This is a genomic window from Mahella australiensis 50-1 BON, from assembly GCF_000213255.1.
GTDB lineage: Bacteria > Bacillota > Clostridia > Mahellales > Mahellaceae > Mahella > Mahella australiensis.
Genome location: NC_015520.1, coordinates 2,295,982 through 2,314,540 on the forward strand (window position 1 = coordinate 2,295,982; position 18,559 = coordinate 2,314,540).

The 18,559-nt window shown below is 45.8% G+C and carries 19 protein-coding genes, 2 tRNA genes and 1 other annotated feature; all 21 genes read right to left on the reverse strand.

All coding sequences use genetic code 11. From position 1 onward, the window contains the following. Window positions 1-6: 6 nt before the first annotated feature. Window positions 7-3,792: a DNA-directed RNA polymerase subunit beta gene (rpoB, locus tag MAHAU_RS10785; protein WP_013781764.1), complete on the reverse strand. Its 3,786-nt coding sequence runs from the start codon at window positions 3,790-3,792 to the stop codon at window positions 7-9. A 307-nt stretch (window positions 3,793-4,099) separates the two neighbouring features. After that, the gene (rplL, locus tag MAHAU_RS10790) at window positions 4,100-4,480 is read right to left on the reverse strand and encodes a 50S ribosomal protein L7/L12 (RefSeq protein ID WP_013781765.1); all 381 of its coding nucleotides are present in this window, start codon (window positions 4,478-4,480) and stop codon (window positions 4,100-4,102) included. Between the two features lie 35 nt (window positions 4,481-4,515). Continuing rightward, the gene (gene rplJ, locus MAHAU_RS10795; RefSeq protein ID WP_013781766.1) at window positions 4,516-5,043 is read right to left on the reverse strand and encodes a 50S ribosomal protein L10; all 528 of its coding nucleotides are present in this window, start codon (window positions 5,041-5,043) and stop codon (window positions 4,516-4,518) included. Window positions 5,044-5,075: 32 nt separating this feature from the next. Next, window positions 5,076-5,222, reverse strand: a sequence feature (ribosomal protein L10 leader region). Between the two features lie 11 nt (window positions 5,223-5,233). Further along, window positions 5,234-5,929 carry a 50S ribosomal protein L1 gene (rplA, locus tag MAHAU_RS10800; RefSeq protein ID WP_013781767.1) on the reverse strand — a complete coding sequence of 232 codons (696 nt, stop codon included), beginning with the start codon at window positions 5,927-5,929 and terminating at the stop codon, window positions 5,234-5,236. Window positions 5,930-5,982: 53 nt separating this feature from the next. Then, window positions 5,983-6,408: a 50S ribosomal protein L11 gene (rplK, locus tag MAHAU_RS10805; RefSeq protein ID WP_013781768.1), complete on the reverse strand. Its 426-nt coding sequence runs from the start codon at window positions 6,406-6,408 to the stop codon at window positions 5,983-5,985. 23 nt (window positions 6,409-6,431) lie between these two features. Continuing rightward, window positions 6,432-6,983, reverse strand: a complete 552-nt coding sequence (gene nusG, locus MAHAU_RS10810) for a transcription termination/antitermination protein NusG (protein WP_013781769.1) — start codon at window positions 6,981-6,983, stop codon at window positions 6,432-6,434. 6 nt (window positions 6,984-6,989) lie between these two features. Then, entirely contained in the window at window positions 6,990-7,232 is a 243-nt protein-coding gene (gene secE / locus MAHAU_RS10815) for a preprotein translocase subunit SecE (RefSeq protein WP_013781770.1), read from the reverse strand. A gap of 6 nt (window positions 7,233-7,238) precedes the next feature. Continuing rightward, a complete protein-coding gene (gene rpmG, locus MAHAU_RS10820; RefSeq protein WP_013781771.1) occupies window positions 7,239-7,388 on the reverse strand; it encodes a 50S ribosomal protein L33 in 150 nt (49 codons plus the stop codon). 112 nt (window positions 7,389-7,500) lie between these two features. Further along, entirely contained in the window at window positions 7,501-8,700 is a 1,200-nt protein-coding gene (tuf, locus tag MAHAU_RS10825; RefSeq protein ID WP_013781758.1) for an elongation factor Tu, read from the reverse strand. A 73-nt stretch (window positions 8,701-8,773) separates the two neighbouring features. Then, window positions 8,774-8,849, reverse strand: a tRNA-Thr gene (locus MAHAU_RS10830). An 8-nt stretch (window positions 8,850-8,857) separates the two neighbouring features. Continuing rightward, window positions 8,858-8,932: transfer RNA gene (locus tag MAHAU_RS10835), tRNA-Gly, on the reverse strand. A gap of 72 nt (window positions 8,933-9,004) precedes the next feature. Further along, window positions 9,005-9,655 carry an RNA polymerase sporulation sigma factor SigH gene (gene sigH / locus MAHAU_RS10840; RefSeq protein ID WP_013781772.1) on the reverse strand — a complete coding sequence of 217 codons (651 nt, stop codon included), beginning with the start codon at window positions 9,653-9,655 and terminating at the stop codon, window positions 9,005-9,007. Window positions 9,656-9,716: 61 nt separating this feature from the next. Beyond that, on the reverse strand, window positions 9,717-10,466 hold the full coding sequence (rlmB, locus tag MAHAU_RS10845) for a 23S rRNA (guanosine(2251)-2'-O)-methyltransferase RlmB (protein ID WP_013781773.1): 750 nt from the start codon (window positions 10,464-10,466) through the stop codon (window positions 9,717-9,719). Between the two features lie 16 nt (window positions 10,467-10,482). Next, window positions 10,483-11,175 (reverse strand): FAD-dependent thymidylate synthase, encoded by a 693-nt coding sequence (gene thyX / locus MAHAU_RS10850; protein WP_171805005.1) that lies wholly within the window; start codon window positions 11,173-11,175, stop codon window positions 10,483-10,485. Continuing rightward, on the reverse strand, window positions 11,169-11,750 hold the full coding sequence (locus tag MAHAU_RS10855; RefSeq protein WP_013781775.1) for a 5-formyltetrahydrofolate cyclo-ligase: 582 nt from the start codon (window positions 11,748-11,750) through the stop codon (window positions 11,169-11,171). Before MAHAU_RS10855 ends, thyX begins: the two co-directional genes overlap by 7 nt. Window positions 11,751-11,838: 88 nt before the next feature. Further along, on the reverse strand, window positions 11,839-12,969 hold the full coding sequence (gene alr, locus MAHAU_RS10860; RefSeq protein WP_013781776.1) for an alanine racemase: 1,131 nt from the start codon (window positions 12,967-12,969) through the stop codon (window positions 11,839-11,841). Further along, entirely contained in the window at window positions 12,969-13,400 is a 432-nt protein-coding gene (locus MAHAU_RS10865; RefSeq protein ID WP_013781777.1) for an ACT domain-containing protein, read from the reverse strand. Before MAHAU_RS10865 ends, alr begins: the two co-directional genes overlap by 1 nt. Window positions 13,401-13,422: 22 nt before the next feature. Next, the gene (locus MAHAU_RS10870; protein WP_041644595.1) at window positions 13,423-14,724 is read right to left on the reverse strand and encodes a phenylacetate--CoA ligase family protein; all 1,302 of its coding nucleotides are present in this window, start codon (window positions 14,722-14,724) and stop codon (window positions 13,423-13,425) included. 176 nt (window positions 14,725-14,900) lie between these two features. Then, complete coding sequence (locus MAHAU_RS10875) at window positions 14,901-15,491, reverse strand: indolepyruvate oxidoreductase subunit beta (RefSeq protein ID WP_013781779.1); 591 nt, start codon at window positions 15,489-15,491, stop codon at window positions 14,901-14,903. Between the two features lies 1 nt (window position 15,492). Further along, window positions 15,493-17,244: an indolepyruvate ferredoxin oxidoreductase subunit alpha gene (iorA, locus tag MAHAU_RS10880; protein ID WP_013781780.1), complete on the reverse strand. Its 1,752-nt coding sequence runs from the start codon at window positions 17,242-17,244 to the stop codon at window positions 15,493-15,495. Next, window positions 17,241-18,545, reverse strand: a complete 1,305-nt coding sequence (locus tag MAHAU_RS10885; RefSeq protein WP_013781781.1) for a phenylacetate--CoA ligase family protein — start codon at window positions 18,543-18,545, stop codon at window positions 17,241-17,243. Before MAHAU_RS10885 ends, iorA begins: the two co-directional genes overlap by 4 nt. Between the last annotated feature and the right edge of the window lie 14 nt (window positions 18,546-18,559).

The window sequence follows — 18,559 nt, forward strand, 5'->3', positions numbered from 1 at the left end:
CCTCTATTAAAACTCGTCTTCATCCTGGTCGTCTTCAGGCGTCTTAGCCGCTTTGCCCGGCTTCTTGGCAAATTCGTCATCAAGGAGCTCCTCATCGAGATCATCAAAATTATCGAAATCCTCATCCAATTCCTCTATTTCAAGGTCATCGAATTCTTCTCCTTCAGTAAAGAAGCCCTCTTCAGCCAATTCAATTTCATTTGGCTGGACTTTCAGCTCTCTATCCTCATTATCCCCAAGCTCCTCCATATCGGCAAGATCAAACCCTGTAGTATCATCGTCGATAGATTCTTTTATTTCTATTTCCCGGTTGTCTTCCGATAATACTTTTACGTCTAAAGCAAGGCTCTGCAGCTCTTTTATCAAAACCTTAAATGATTCAGGTATGCCTGGCTCAGGTATGTTCTGACCCTTTACTATAGCCTCGTACGCTTTGACCCTTCCTACCACATCGTCGGATTTAACCGTCAATATTTCTTGCAATATATGCGATGCGCCATACGCCTCTAATGCCCATACCTCCATCTCTCCGAAACGCTGGCCGCCAAACTGCGCTTTGCCACCAAGTGGCTGCTGGGTTACCAACGAATACGGACCTGTAGATCTGGCATGAATCTTATCGTCTACAAGATGCGCCAGTTTGAGTATATACATATATCCTACCGTCACTTTGTTTTCAAACGGTTCTCCAGTGCGGCCATCATAAAGCGTGATCTTACCATCTTCGGAGTATCCTGCTTGTTTCAATACATCAACGATATCTTCCTCGCGCGCTCCATCGAACACTGGTGTGGCTACCAACCAGCCTAGGGCCTTGGCCGCTAAACCGAGGTGCACCTCCAAAACCTGACCTATGTTCATACGCGACGGCACGCCTAGCGGGTTTAACACCACATCCAGCGGTGTGCCATCGGGTAAAAATGGCATATCCTCCACCGGCAATATCCTTGATATTACACCTTTATTACCATGGCGCCCTGCCATTTTATCGCCGACAGAAATCTTTCGCTTTTGAGCAATATATACCCTTACCAATTCATTAACGCCCGGAGACAACTCATCGCCGTTCTCTCTGGTAAATACCTTTACATCGACCACTATGCCGCCTTCGCCATGCGGCACGCGCAATGAAGTATCCCTTACTTCGCGTGCTTTTTCGCCAAAAATCGCTCTGAGCAACCTTTCCTCCGACGTCAATTCGGTTTCGCCTTTGGGCGTAACCTTGCCTACCAATATATCGCCGGCTGTAACTTCAGCACCTATCCTTATTATGCCGCGCTCGTCCAGGTCTTTGAGTGAATCTTCGCCTATATTAGGTATATCCCTGGTAATCTCCTCCGGCCCTAATTTAGTGTCTCTGGCTTCGGCTTCATACTCCTCTATATGTATAGAGGTGTAAACATCATCTTTAACCAAGCGTTCGCTGATCAATATGGCGTCCTCGTAGTTATAGCCTTCCCATGGCATAAAAGCCACCAATACGTTTCGTCCTAAAGCTATTTCGCCCTGGTCGGTAGCAGGCCCATCGGCTATTATTTGGCCTTTCTCCACCCTCTCATTCAAGCCAACTATAGGTTTTTGATTTATACAGGTACCCTGGTTAGAGCGTATAAATTTCCATAGCTTATAAGTGGCAGTATGACCATCATCCTGTTTTATTACTATTTCTCTGGCATTGACCTTGGTAACTACGCCGGCTTCTTTAGCAGTTACTACCATGCCAGAATCCAAAGCCGCTTTATATTCTATACCGGTACCTACAATGGGCGCTTCAGTTTTAAGCAAAGGCACAGCCTGTCGCTGCATATTAGAACCCATGAGTGCTCGATTAGCATCGTCGTTCTCCAAAAACGGTATCATAGCAGATGCAACAGACACCACCTGTTTGGGCGATACGTCCATAAAATCTACCATCTCACGCGGCACGGCCACTATCTCCTCATGGCTGCGTGCCATAACCGTCTTATCTTTAAATCGGCCTTCTTCATCGAGGGGCTCATTCGCCTGCGCTACTATATATTCTTCCTCTTCGTCAGCGGTAAGATAAACCACCTCGTCAGTAACAATCCCTGTATCTTTATCTACTCGCCTATACGGCGTTTCTATAAATCCATACTCGTTTACCCTGGCATAGCTGCTCAAAGAACCTATCAACCCTATGTTGGGTCCCTCAGGGGTTTCTATAGGACAAATGCGTCCATAATGCGAGTAATGGACATCACGCACCTCAAATCCTGCCCGGTCACGGCTCAAACCACCCGGTCCTAACGCGCTAAGACGGCGTTTATGGGTTAATCCGGCTAACGGATTTGTTTGGTCCATAAACTGGGATAATTGGCTACTGCCAAAGAACTCCCTTATAGCAGCCGATATCGGCCTTATATTTATTAACTCCTGCGGCCTCACTATATCCAAATCCTGAATAGTCATACGTTCTTTTACGACGCGTTCCATACGAGCCATGCCTATGCGAAATTGGTTTTGCAGCAGCTCGCCTACTGATCTCAAGCGTCTATTACCGAGATGATCTATATCATCCGTATGGCCTATACCATACAAAAGATTAAAATGGTATTTAATGGATGCTATTATATCAGCCTTTATTATATGCTTAGGCCATAATTCTGCACTGCGCTGCTTTAATGCCGCTTTTATATCTTCTACGTCAGAATAGGTATCCAGGATTTCCTTTAAAACAGGATAGTAGACCTGGTCTTTTATACCAAGCTCCGACACATCAAAAGATACATATTTATTTAAATCCACAAAATTATTGCCTATAACCCTTATTGTTTTATCTTCATCGACGACTATATCCACTTTATCTATGCCGGCATTTTGTACCTCAAGGGCTTTCTCCCTGTTTATCCTTTCACCGGCCTTCACTATGATCTCACCCGTATTTGGATCAACGATATCGGCGACGGATTTTTGGCCTGTCAATTGTAAAGCCAAGCTGAGTTTTTTATTGAATTTATAACGTCCAACGTTAGCCAAGTCATACCGCTTGGGGTCAAAAAACAACGAATTAAACAGGCTCCTGGCATTATCTACCACCGGCGGTTCTCCCGGCCTCAAACGCTTGTATATCTCTACCAACGCCTCATCTTCGCTCTTAGTATTATCTTTATCGAGTGTTGCTAATAGCCTTGTATCTTCGCCGAACAATTGTAGCAATTCACCGTCTGTGCCATATCCCAATGCTCTGGCCAGGGTGGTTATGGGTAACTTTCTATTTTTATCTATTTTTACATATACTACATCGTTGGTATCGGTTTCATATTCCAACCATGCGCCTCTATTGGGAATAAGCGTGGCAGCATGCAAACGCTTGCCGGTTTTGTCTATCTGTTCTTCATAATATACGCCCGGCGATCTAACTAACTGGCTTACTATCACCCTTTCGGCACCATTTATTATAAACGTCCCTTGCTCGGTCATAAGAGGGAAATCGCCCATAAATACTTCTTGCTCTTTTACTTCGCCGGTCGAGCGATTGATCAACCTTATCTTTACTTTGAGAGGTGCGGAATAAGTAGCATCTCTCTCCTTGCATTCTTCCACAGTATATTTGGGATTTTCGTCAAATTCATAATCCACAAATTCCAGCATGAGATTTTCAGTATAGTCTGTTATCGGCGATATGTCTTCAAATACTTCGTATAAGCCCTCTTTGATAAACCATTCATATGATCGTTTTTGGATCTCGATCAGATCCGGCATATCGATGATCTCTTCTATCCTCGAAAAGCTCATCCGGGCCTTTTTACCCAATTTAACAGGATGCACCATAAATGCTTCACTCCTTAAAACTTTATAGCATATTCGATGCCAAAAAATAAGTACCCTAAAAAGCACAAAAACCTTGTTATAAAATTATACCCTTGCAATTATACTGATATACAGTTAAAATATAAATAGATAATGCATAACGCTCCTTTCTATATAGCTTTACGCAAACACATTAATGCAATTATTTATCTTATCATACAAGCTATATAGAGTCAATACCCATTTTGGCACAAAATATGCTAAAAAGCCGTATATGGTTCCATATACGGCTTTTTCGTACCTATTGCTTGTTATAGCTGCTGTTAGCTTATTTTATTTCTACTTTTGCGCCTACTTCTTCAAATTTAGCCTTTATGCTCTCCGCTTCTTCTTTGCTAACGCCTTCTTTCACCGGCTTCGGTGCATTGTCGACCACGTCTTTAGCTTCTTTCAGGCCAAGACCGGTAACCTCGCGTACTACTTTGATAACCTTTATCTTTTCAGCGCCTACCTCAGACAATACTACATCGAATTCGGTCTTTTCCTCTTCAGCAGGAGCAGCAGCGGCAGCACCGGCTGCCGGAGCAGCAGCTACAGCTACGGGCGCAGCAGCGGTTACTCCGAATTCTTCTTCCAGGTCCTTTATCAAATCGGACAATTCCAATACGGTCATGCTTTTTATAGCTTCTATTATTTCTTCCTTAGTCATAATTAATATATCTCTCCTTTATTATTTTAATAATTTTAAGCTGCTTTAGAATCTTTTATAGCGTCTAATGCATATACAAATTTCCGTATAGTACCCTGCAATACGTTTACTAATCCGCTTACAGGAGCATTGAGTTGGCCCATCAGCCTTGCCACCAGCACCTCCTTGGACGGCAGCTTGGCCAGAGCTTCTATATCGGGCGGTAGCATCAATCTCGAGCCGCCCAAAATTCCAGCTTTTAGGCTAATCTTTTTACTGGTACTTATAAAGTTTGTCAGCACCTTAGCTGGCGCTACGGGGTCTGCATAGCCGAAAGCTATAGCCGTGGGGCCTTTTAAGTATGGAACCATGGCTTCATAACCGGTGCCTTTAGCTGCCAATTCAAGCAAGGTGTTTTTTACAACCCTATATTCAACCCCTGCATCGCGGCATAGTTTCCTCAAGCCAGCGTCTTCTTCAACGGTAAGGCCTTTGTAGTCCACTAATATGGCGACATTGGCCTGGCTCAATTTTTCTTTCAATTCGTCTACGGTCTTTTGTTTTTGCTCTTTGGTTATAGGCACTTGAATATCACCTCCTTCTCATGCCAATAAAATCATCATAATAAAAAGCTCTCTCGCTGCAGGCATGCAGAAAGAGAGCTTTGCTTTCTCTTTAAACTATCATACCTCGGCAGGCGATCAATAAAATGATCCTTATGCATAAATACACCTGCTGTCTACAGCGATAATCGATTCTATTATTTTTATATTATTATGCAGCTAATCTGGCAGCATTGACTTTTACGCCCGGACCCATGGTAGTAGCCAGTACTACACTGCGCACATATGTGCCTTTAGCTGACGAAGGCTTTGCTCTTAAAATGGCTTCCATAACCACTCTAAAATTATCGGCTAACTTCTCTTTGCCAAAAGAGACCTTTCCTATCGGCACATGTATTATGCCGGATTTATCCACCCTGTACTCTATCTTACCGGCTTTGGAATCATTCACGGCTCGCTCTATATCCATAGTGACAGTGCCTGTTTTGGGATTGGGCATTAAACCTCTAGGACCTAATATTCTACCCAAGCGACCTACCAAGCCCATCATATCCGGCGTGGCTATAGCCACATCGAAATCCAACCAACCTTCATTCTGTATCTTAGCGACAAGTTCCTCAGCGCCTACATAATCAGCTCCAGCACGTTGTGCCTCTTCAGCCTTATCGCCTTTGGCGAATACTAAAACCCGTACATTTTTGCCTGTACCATGAGGCAAGACCACTGTTCCTCTCACCTGCTGGTCAGCGTGCCTCGGATCAACGCCGAGTTTGACAGACAATTCTACTGTTTCATCAAATTTTGCTTTGGGCAACTTTAGCAATATGTCCAAAGCCTCTTCCAAATCATAGGACGCAGTCTTATCATACAGGCTTAATGCCTCTTTATATCTTTTGCCTCGTTTCATAAAATAAAACCTCCTTGTGGTAATATCGGAGCATATCCTCCCACTGTTTTGTATTAGTCTTCTACTACTATACCCATGCTGCGAGCAGTACCGGCTACCATGCTCATGGCAGCCTCTAAGCTTCCCGCATTTAAATCAGGCATCTTTAATTCCGCTATCTTGCGTATAGTCTCCTTGCTCACCTTGGCGACCTTTTCTTTGTTTGGACGACTGGAACCTTTTTCTATGCCGGCCTCTCTCTTCAATAAGACGGCGGCTGGCGGTGTTTTGGTTATAAAACTAAATGAACGGTCAGCATATACGGTGATTACCACCGGTATAATAAGCCCTGCCTGATTGGCCGTGCGTTCATTGAATTCTTTACAAAATCCCATTATATTAACGCCATGTTGCCCCAAAGCCGGTCCTACAGGCGGAGCAGGCGTAGCTTTACCAGCCGGTATTTGCAATTTTACAATAGCGGCTACTTTTTTAGCCATTCATATCACCTCCAATTGAAATATTATATCTTTTCTAGTTGTACAAAATCAAGCTCTACAGGCGTATTTCTACCAAACATAGAAACAGCAACGCGCGCCTTCTGTTTGTCATAATCTATATCTTCTATTTTACCTATAAAACTCTCTAATGGACCTGATATCACCTTTACGCTGTCGCCTACGCCAAAATCGATATGCACCGATACTATATCTATCCCCATCTTTTCGATTTCTTCGTCGCTGAGCGGTATAGGCTTAGAACCCGGTCCTACAAAGCCGGTGACACCTCTGGTATTCCTGACAATATACCATGTTTCATCGGTCATCACCATTCTGACCACAACATAACCTGGATATACTTTGCGCATAACAGAACGTTTGACCCCATCTTTTACCTCTATCTCTTCTCTCATAGGTACCCTAACATCCAATATAAGGTCTTGCAGCCCTCTGTTCTCTATAATTTTTTCCAGGTTGGCTTTTACTTTGTTCTCATAACCCGAATAGGTATGCACTACATACCATTGCGCATCCTGTTTTTCTAGCTCCGGCATAGCGGTATCTGGCTTAGCCATCCTCCTTTATGATATAATAAGCCTGAATATTCTTTCCAGGCCAAGATCTATAATGCCGAATACTATTGCAAAACCCAGTACCACTACCAGCACTACGCCAGTATATGTGAGCAATTGATGCCACGTGGGCCATACCACCTTTTTCATTTCGGCATACACATCTTTAAAATAACCTATCAGGTCAAAACGCCTGCTTTTCGGTTTTTTATCAACCTTAACATTAGTACTTTTTTCTTTTACCATTTCCATTTTACCCTATCTCGTTTCTTTATGAACGGTATACTGGCGGCAAAATCTACAATATTTTCTTAACTCCAGCCTATCTGGATCGTTCTTTTTGTTTTTCATTGTATGATAATTCCTTTGCTGACACTGCGTGCAAGCAAGAGCTATCTTTACGCGCATATTCACACCTCCATAAACATATGCAATTTACTTTATCATATATACAACTTCATGTCAAATAGAAAAATTAAGCCACCACTACGTGCGGCAGCTTAATTTCCTAGTTTACGGTTTATTCTATAACCTCGGTGACAACTCCGGCTCCTACCGTTCGGCCGCCTTCTCGTATTGCAAATCGCAATCCTTCTTCTATCGCTATCGGCGTTATCAGCTGTACTTCCATTACTATGTTGTCGCCAGGCATTACCATCTCTACCCCTTCGGGTAATTGTATCGTACCTGTCACATCGGTCGTCCTGAAGTAGAACTGTGGCCTGTATCCGTTGAAAAACGGCGTATGCCTACCCCCTTCTTCCTTGGTCAGCACGTATACCTGCCCCTTGAAATGCGTATGCGGATGTATGCTGCCCGGCTTGGCCAATACCTGCCCTCTCTCTACTTCTTCTCTCTGTATGCCCCTTAACAGTACGCCTACGTTGTCCCCTGCTATCGCTTCGTCCATCGTCTTGCGGAACATCTCTATACCCGTCGCTACTGTCTTCCTCGGACGGTCTGTTAACCCTACTATCTCTACTTCTTCGCCTACTCTTAATCTGCCTCGATCTACTCTGCCTGTAGCCACTGTGCCACGCCCGGTTATCGTGAATACGTCTTCTACCGGCATCAGGAACGGCTTGTCTACATCCCTCTCGGGTGTCGGTATATATTCATCTACCGCATCCATAAGTTCAAGTATCGGTTTTACCCATTCGTTATTCGGGTCTCCTCCCGCTTCTAATGCCTTTAGTGCCGACCCTTTTATTATCGGTACTTCATCTCCCGGGAATTCGTATTCATTTAACAGATCCCTTACTTCCATCTCTACTAGCTCTATCAGTTCGGGATCGTCTACCATATCGGTCTTATTCAAAAATACCACTATATATGGCACTCCTACCTGGCGCGCCAGCAGTATATGCTCCCTGGTCTGCGGCATGGGACCGTCGGCTGCCGATACCACCAGTATCGCTCCGTCCATCTGCGCTGCGCCGGTTATCATGTTCTTAACATAGTCGGCGTGCCCTGGACAGTCAACGTGCGCATAGTGCCTCTTCTCGGTCTCGTATTCCACGTGCGCCGTGTTTATTGTGATGCCCCTGGCTTTTTCTTCGGGCGCTTTGTCTATCTCATCGTATTTGGTAGCCTGCGCCCGGCCAAAATGTGCCAGCGTCATCGTTATAGCTGCTGTCAACGTCGTCTTGCCGTGATCGACGTGCCCTATTGTACCTATATTTATATGCGGCTTGCTTCTCTCAAATCTTTGCTTTGCCATCTCTTGTTTCCTCCTCTATGTATTTTGTTTTATGAAAACTCAACCTGGCGTATCTTTAAAAATTAAACAAAAATGGAGCCCATGACCGGGATTGAACCGGTGACCTCCGCCTTACCAAGGCGACGCTCTGCCGACTGAGCTACATGGGCATATCCTGTGGAGCGGGAAACGGGAATCGAACCCGCGACACCCAGCTTGGGAAGCTAGTGCTCTACCCCTGAGCTACTCCCGCTCGATAATCGCACATCGCTATTTATTATACCACATATGTATATAAATGCAATACCAACCGCCGATAATTTTTTCAATGCACCCTAGTGATATCAGTATCCACACACTTTTCTAATTTTTTCTTTATCCTTTGCATAGCATTATCGACTGATTTTACGCCCTTATCCAAATAAACAGCAATCTCCTCATATGTTCTACCCTGGAGATATGAGCGAAACACATTTAGCTCCAATGAGCTCAGTGTCTGCTCTATTTTAGAACGCAAACGCATCGCACTTTCTTCGCTTATAACCATTTCTTCCGGATCGCCCTGCGGCTCTAACGCAATGACATCCATAAGCTGTCTTTCGGCCTCATCTTCATATATAGTTTTATTCAACGATACGTATGAGTTCAACGGTATGTGTTTCTGCCTAGTAGCCGCCTTGACAGCCGTTATTATTTGCCTGGTTATGCACATATCTGCAAATGACCTAAATGATACGGCCTTATCTTCTCTATAATTTTTTATAGCTTTGTACAAGCCTATAAGCCCTTCTTGTATTATATCCTCCCTATCTGAACCCTTTAAAAAATAAGTCTTTGCTCTGTTGTGAATAATGCTTTTATACCGCTCTATCAGACATTCTAAAGCCACGTCATCCCCTTTTTTGGCTCTGGACACCAACTCCCGCTCCAACACTTCTTCATCCTGCATATGCATATCGATGGCCTCAGAATCCATTTCCTTTCCTCCCGATATAGCTATTATAACAAACTATACGTTAATTATAGACAAGCTATTTTCATATGTCAAGCCTTTGCATGCTTATCTCGTACATAAGCATGCCGGCGGCTACTGAGGCATTGAGCGACGCGATATGCCCGCTCATCGGTATGCTGAGCAATACATCGCACTTCTCTTTTACCAATCGCCTAATGCCGCTACCCTCGCCGCCAATAATCAAACCTATAGGGCCTTTTAAATCCATGGAGCGGCACGGCCGGCCTCGCATGTCAGCACCCATTATCCACAGTCCGTCTTTTTTAAGCCTCTCTACAGTCTGGGCCATATTGGTTACGGCAGCTATATGAATATATTCCACTGCTCCTGCCGATGCTTTGACCACAGCGGCAGTTATGCCTATTGAGCGATCCTTCGGTATTATTATTCCGTGAGCACCCATACATTCGGCAGTGCGTATTATAGCCCCCATATTGTGCGGATCAGTTATGCCGTCCAGCAAGAGCACAAAGGGGTCCTGATGCTTTTGTGCAGCCGCTTCCAATATATCCTCTATCTGAGCATAAGTATATGGCGCCACATAAGCTACTACGCCCTGATGAGCACCTGTAGCCGAACGCTTGTCCAATTGAACCCTTTCAATTTCTTGAACAGATATACCCCGGCTTTGGGCCAGGGACTTTATACAGTCCACCGTTTTGCCTCGGCTACCGGCTGCTATATATATGATTTTTATCAAACGGCCCGATTTTAAGGCCTCTATAACCGGATTGCGGCCTTCTATTATATCGCTGTCTTTCAGATCGTTCATCTAAGTATCTCCATTCTCATGCATGCATTTCCCTATAGCGGGCGCGCACTTCCTTGCTCTTACCGCAATTCATCTTGCCTTCGGAACATGGTCCGTACACGCAGGCAGGCCCGGCTTTTTCAAATAGCAGCGGCGCTACCTTTTTTACTTCGCGTAGCATGGATTCGGCCACTGTGCGTATCTCCCACTGCGCGCGCAGGCAACATCTCAGCCTGAAAAAATGCCATAATTCACGCGCATTCATTGTAACCATTAATTGCGTTTGGCATGCATTAGGTAAGTTATAGCGCGCGTCTTCTTTGGGGATGCCTGCTTCTATATCCTCATTATACCACTGTTGTATAATCTTCATGCGCTCTTCGAATCTATCTTCAATGCCTTTATCTATATAGCTCGGCGGGATAACGTATTGAAATTGGTCTTCTTTTACATAGCGTTGGCTTTTTTGTGAATATGAGGCCAAGCGATGCCTCACCAACTGATGGCTGCACGCCCTGCTTATGCCTTCTATGGCAAATGTAAAGCTGGCATGTTCTATAGGAGATTCATGACCGAGATCGACCAGTTTCTGAAGAAAGCTCCTTACTTTTTCATCGCTCATATTTTCCGACAATTCATCTATATCGGCATCGGAATAACACATTCTAGCCGCAACAGCCACGGTCCTTTCGGGTTGCGGCGTATAGTTTATCAATTCTACTTTCATGATTTTTCTCCTTTTATAATACCACTCTCGGTAATCACCATGTCGACAGGTATATCGAATGGCTGAACAGGCACTTCTCCTACAATCTGTATATCAAAGGCTATGCCTATGGTAACAATATCTTTATCCAGCGATGACAGAAATCTGTCATAATAGCCGCCGCCATAGCCTATTCTGTAACCGCGCCTATCATATGCCACCGCCGGCACGATTATGATGTCCAATTGTTCAGGGGATGCCGGCCGCATATATTCCTCCATCGGTTCTTTTATACCATAGAAACCATCGCGCAATTCCTCAAAAGATGTAAGTTCCGATACGAGCAGCGTATGAGTTTGAGGTATACATACCGGAACGGCTAGGCGCTTGCCTTCAGCCCATGCTTGTCTTATTATGCACTCTGTCTGCACCTCATTGCGTGCGTCGATATATGCCATGATAAACCGCGCCGATACAAAGGTACGCGTAGCCACAACGGCGCGGCATATAGCTTCGCTTTTTTGTGCCGCTTCAAGCGGTGTAAGACGGCTCCTTTTTTCCAACACGGCCTGCCGTATGAGTTTTTTCTCTTTTGACATAAAATCTACTATACCTCCCTAATTCAAAACACGGCTAGGCTTAGTAACTGATTAGCCTCGATTATGCAAACAGCACTGAATAATCACGCTATACATATATACGCGGGACGCGCGGACCTATGGATGTAAGTATCTCATACGATATGGTATCACATAACTCGGCTAATTCGTCGGCTGTAATAGTTTCATTCCCTTGTCTGCCTATCAGCACAACTTCATCTCCTGTAACCACACCCGGTATATCGGTGACATCAACCATAAATTGGTCCATGCATACCCTGCCTATCACCGGCGCGCGGTTGCCGCGTATCAATACACATCCCTTGTTGCTCAATTGCCGCCTGTATCCGTCAGCATAACCGGCCGATATAGTGGCTATCTTAGAAGACCTTTGCGTCGTAAATGTACGTCCATAACTTATAGGCGTACCCGCCGGCACATCTTTCACATACACCACCCTGGCCTTCCAACTCAAAGCCGGTTTAAGGTCTATCTTCTGTGGATTATTTATTTCATTGGACGGATAGTAACCATAAATGGATATACCGCCTCTCACCATATTAAAGTGAGCATCCGTGTAATCTATAACGGCAGCACTGTTGGCCGCATGTAGTATAAGCGGCCCCACGTTCATAGCTTTAGCTTGGTTTATAGCTTGAACGAATAACGACATCTGGTATTTTGTAAATGATTTATCGCAGGCATCAGATTCGGCAAAATGTGTAAACATACCGGTTATGTTTATTCCTGGCAGTCCCACTAGCCCTTCTATAAGCTGCTCCAATTCAAGGCCGGGCCTTACCCCCACGCGGCCCATGCCCGTATCCACTTTTATATGCACATCTGCACTTTTCCCCTGCTTTACAGATGCGTCAGATAAAGCCTTGGCTACGTCAAGACTAAACACCGTCTGGCATAAGCCGGACGCCACCACTTCTTCTGCCTCATATGGCATTATGCCCCCCAATACAAGTATAGGGGCATCTATCCCTTTATCCCGCAACTCCGCGCCCTCTTCAGCAATAGCAACGCCCAGCCATCGGGCACCGGCATCGATGGCAGTTTGAGCCACGCGATATGCGCCATGCCCGTATCCGTCGGCTTTTACTACTGCCATAAATAAAGTATCGTCACCTATGCACCGGCGCAATTGAGCTATATTATATGCGATATCGGTTAATCTGATCTCTGCCCAGCTATGCGCCTTGGCATTCGGCATTATAATGCATACACCTCTTTTTCATCCAATACTCTGACGCCGGTGTTTTTTAACAGTTCTACTGCTCTGTCTGGATTTTCCACGCGGAATAATATAAACGCCTTGTCCCCGGCACGCTTTATAAACGAATACGCATATTCTATGCTGATACCGTTGTCCTGCAGCACTTCTAGAACAGCAGCCAGTCCACCGGGACGATCATCTACCTCCACGGCCAGTACATCAGTAGTGCTGACAGTAAATCCAGCTTCTTTAAGCACCGATACTGCCTTGTCAGGGTCATTTACTATCATGCGCAGGATACCGAAATTAGTGGTATCAGCCAATGCCATGGCGCTTATGTCTATGCCGTTATCGCCTAATATCTTGGTTACTGTAGCCAACCTGCCGAGTTTATTTTCCAGGAATACCGATACTTGCTTGACAAACATAATAAAAGCTCCTTTCAGCCAATTATATATTCCTCTTGTCTATAACCCGTTTGGCTTTGCCGTCCCCACGGGCTATAGTTTTTGGTTCCACCAGCTTTACGGTAACATTTATACCTAGTGTATTCTGGATCTCGCGCGTTATACGATTCTCCAAATCCTCCAGCCTGCGCACCTCATCTGAGAACAGTTTATCATCTATCTCTACCCAGACCTCTAATTCATCTAGATTGTTTACGCGATCCACAACCAATTGATATTGAGGCTGGGTACCACCTATATTCATAAGCACATGTTCTATCTGCGACGGGAACACATTAACACCCCTTATTATGAGCATATCATCGGTACGGCCTAAGACTTTGCTCATGCGCACATGGGTTCTGCCACAAGCACATGGCTCGAAATTAAGCGATGTTATATCCCTCGTACGGTAACGCACTACTGGCAGTCCCTCTTTGGTTATAGTGGTTATAACCAATTCTCCGATGCTGCCTGGCGGTAGAACCTCGCCGGTATCTGGGTCTATGACCTCGGGTATGAAATGGTCCTCGAATACATGCAGACCATCTTGTTCAAGGCATTCACATGCTACGCCCGGCCCCATTACCTCACTCAAACCGTATATATCTATGGCCTTTATACCCAAGCGCTGCTCCAGCTCTTTGCGCATATTGTCGCTCCACGGTTCGGCACCGAAGATACCAGCCTGCAGCTTGAGATCTTCTTGCCTTATGCCGAGCTCTTCCATTGTTTCGGCTATATATAATGCATATGATGGCGTGCACGCCAATACTGTGGTGCCCAGATCCTGCATAAACATAACCTGGCGGCGGGTATTACCACCGGATATCGGTATAACGGTGGCGCCCATACGCTCAGTACCGTAATGTAGACCAAGCCCGCCTGTGAAAAGCCCATATCCGTAAGCCACCTGAACTATAGAATTGCGGCCTGCTCCCACACCGGTTAACACCCTGGCTACTAGTTCAGCCCATGTATCTATGTCCCTGCGCGTGTACCCCACCACAGTCGGCTTGCCTGTCGTACCCGATGAGGCGTGTATGCGTATTACCTCGCTCAGCGGCACTGCGAACATGCCATAAGGGTATGTGTCGCGCAGATCCTGCTTAATTGTAAAAGGAAGTTTAGTTATATCCTCGACGCCTTTTATATCCCCGGGCTCCAGGCCTACAGATTGCATTTTATCCCTGTAGTAAGGCACGTTAAAATATACACGCTTTACGGTGTCCACCAAACGCTGCGATTGGAGCTCGTGCAAATGCTCCCTGTCCATACATTCAAACGTTTTATTCCAATACATAATCAAATCCTTCCTTATGTCACATCTTCAAATAATACTACGCCCGATACAGGCTTGACATATATGCCTCGCTACGGCTGTGAAGCTGGGCCACTACGCAATCATAGATTGCTGTGGTCCTGCGCTTCAAAAGCCCGCTCAACATATATGTCAAGCCCTTTGCTATGCTATGATGCATATTACAGAATCGAATATGCTGTTTCGTAGCCTTTTAAAAAGGCCTTTTGGTTAGTCTCAACCGTTTTAGGCGGCACTACCTGCGTTATTACGTCCAGCCACGACTGCTTATCGCTGTCCATCATCTTAGCCATAGCTCCTATCAACACTATATTGGCTGCTTTGGAATTGCCCGCCTGCATAGCTATGTCCAACGCATCTATAGCCAATACTTTTTTGCACATGGTGTTCAAGCGTTCCATTATATCGGACGGATATTGATCTGCGCCTATTATAACAGGCATAGGCATTATCTCCTGGGCATTGGCGATAACTATGCCGTCCTCATTCAGATAAGGCGCCCACCGTAAAGCCTCTAATTTTTCAAAGGCCAGCACTACATCGGCTTGACCTTTTTCTATAAGCGGCGAAAATACCCTGTGGCCAAATCGCACATACGTTACCACGCTGCCGCCACGCTGCGACATGCCGTGCACTTCGGATACCTTTACGTCATATCCGGCATTCATAGCCCACCGCCCTATGACCTTGCTGGCCAGCAATGTGCCCTGACCGCCTACGCCTACTATTAAGATATTGGTAACCTTATCCACGCTAAATATCCGCCTCCTTTATTGCATCGAAAATGCACAGATTACTGCATAGACCGCAACCGTTACATTGGGTAACATCTATAACAAAAGCTCCATCGTCGTTTTCCATGGCCGGGCAACCCAAATGCATACATATTTCGCATCCCATGCATTTATCCATATCTACAGTATAAGGGGTATAGGTGCGTTTCTTGTCCAGCAATATACATGGGCGTCGCGCTATGATGACTGACGGTTCATCTGTCGCCGTTTCTTCTTTTATGACAGCCTCCAAATGCTCCATGTCATAAGGGTCTATAACCGTTATGCGATTTACGCCAACGGCTTTGGCCAATGCTTCCAAACTGGCTTGATAGGTCGGTTCTTTGCGTATGGTCCAGCCTGTTGCCGGATGGTCCTGATGGCCGGTCATACCGGTAGTAGAATTATCCAATATTATGACCGTACCCGTTCCTTTATTATATACCATATCTATGAGTCCAGTTATGCCGGAATGTATAAAAGTCGAATCGCCTATCACCGCTACGGTTTTATGCGCCCAATCCTTCCCTCTGGCTTTTTCCATACCGAGGGCGCTGCCTATGCTGGCGCCCATGCATACACATAGGTCCATGGCCGAAAGCGGCGCCGTAGCTCCTAAAGTATAGCACCCTATATCGCCTGTAACAGTCAATTTAAGTTTGTCCAATACATAGAATACCCCTCTATGCGGGCATCCTGGGCACATGACGGGCGGTCTTACCGGCACGTGTTGCTCGGCCAGTTTCTCGCGCTCAGACGTTGCAAAGCCACGTCCCAATAACGCTTTGGCTATTATCTCGGCACTCAATTCGTCTACAGCAGGAAAAATCTCCTTACCTATAGCATGTATGCCCAGAGCCTTCACATGCGTTTCTATAAACGGCTCCAACTCTTCTATAACATACAGTTTATCCACTCCTGCCGCAAATTCCTTTATTAATTCCACAGGCAGAGGATAGACCATGCCCAGCTTAAGATACGAGGCGTCGGGCATAGCCTCTTTGGCATACTGATATGCTATACCATCGGTTATTATGCCTATACGCCTGTCACCCCACTCTATGCGGTTGACAGGGCATTCATTTGCATATGCTTCCACACGGCTCATGCGCTCGACCAACGAATAATGACGGCGCTTGGCCATGGCCGGCATCATAACGTATTTATTTATATCCCTTTTATACTCTTTAAGCGGCATATTTTTGCGTTCGCCTATCTCCACCAGCCCGCGCGCATGTGATACACGCGTGGTCATGCGCAACAGGATAGGCAGGTCAAATCTCTCGCTCAACTCAAAAGCCATCATGGCAAAATCCTTCGCCTCTTGGCTGTCCGATGGCTCTAGCATGGGTATATGAGCGGCCTGCGCGTATAAGCGGTTGTCCTGCTCGTTTTGCGAGCTGAACAGCCCCGGATCATCTGCAGTTATTATAACTAGGCCGCCGTTTACACCGGTATAAGCCGCCGTGAACAGCGGATCGGCCGCCACATTTAGGCCGACATGCTTCATCGATGCCATGGCCCTGGCACCTGCTACTGAGGCTCCTGTGGCTACCTCCAACGCTACTTTCTCATTGGGCGACCACTCCACATATACTTCTTCCGCAGGATATAAAGCCATGGCCTCGGTTATCTCGGTACTCGGCGTACCAGGATAAGCTGTGGCCACCCTGACGCCTGCTTCATAAGCACCCCGCGCCAATGCCTCGTTGCCTAATAAAAGATCCTTCAACTTTGTCCTCCCCTCAAATCTATAACCCTCCTGGCCTTACCTTCAAAACGTTTGAGCGTCTGAGGTTCTACCAGATTAACCTTTGCATCTATCAATAGATTCGACTTCAAATGGTGTCTTATCTTGCGTTCCAACGCTTCCAATTCGCTGAAATGTTCCAGCAATTTGGCGTCTACTACCTCTATATTTATCTCCAGCTCATCCATAAACCCTTTTTTACGTACTATTATCTCATAGTGCGGACCTACTTCCTCTATATTCATTAAAACAGTTTCTATCTGTGACGGAAATACGTTTACACCCTTTATTATGAGCATGTCGTCGGTACGCCCTTTTATCTTGGCTATACGATAAAGCGCGCGTCCGCACGCACATTTATCGGCTATAATGCTGGTTATGTCATGAGTGCGATACCTGATAAGCGGCACCCCTTCTTTTGTCAATGTGGTTATTACAAGCTCTCCTGCATTGCCGTAGTCTACCGGTTGCTCGGTAACTGGGTCTATAATCTCCACAAGAAAATGGTCCTCAGCTATGTGCATGCCTTCCCTGTATTCGCATTCCCCAGCTACACCCGGCCCCATTATCTCGCTCAAACCATAATTTTCAGTAGCCACTATATGCCAACGCTTCTGCAGTTCCTCGCGCATAGCCTCGGTGGAACCTTCGGCGCCGAATAAGCCTAACCTTAACGGTAATTTTTCGGTATCCACGCCCATATTTCGAGCCACTTCAGCCATATACAACGCATATGAAGGCGTACCGACCAGCACCGTGGTGCTGAAATCCTGCATAAGGGCTATCTGCCGTTCTGTATTGCCGCTAGACATGGGTATCACGGCAGCACCCAAGCGCTCCAAACCATAATGCAACCCAAAAGCCCCGGTAAACAATCCATAGCCGAACGCTATCTGGGCCACATCATCGTCAGTAGCACCGGCTTCAGCGGCCACGCGCGCTACCAATTCGGCCCACGTATCTATATCATTGCGCGTGTAACCAACGACTGTAGGCTTGCCGGTGGTACCGGACGAGCCATGTAACCTTACTATCTGTTTCATGGGCACTGCGAACATTCCGTAAGGATAATTATCGCGCAAATCATCTTTCGTAGTAAAAGGCAGCTTGGACACATCTTTAAGCGTACGTATATCGGAAGGCTTTAAACCTATATCATCAAAAGCCTTTTTGTAAAACGACACCCTGTCGTAAGCATATTGAACAATCCTCTTAAGCCTATCCAATTGCAGCGCTTCCATGCTGCTCCTGGGCATACATTCCTCTTTAGGCGACCATATCATTTACCATTCCCCTT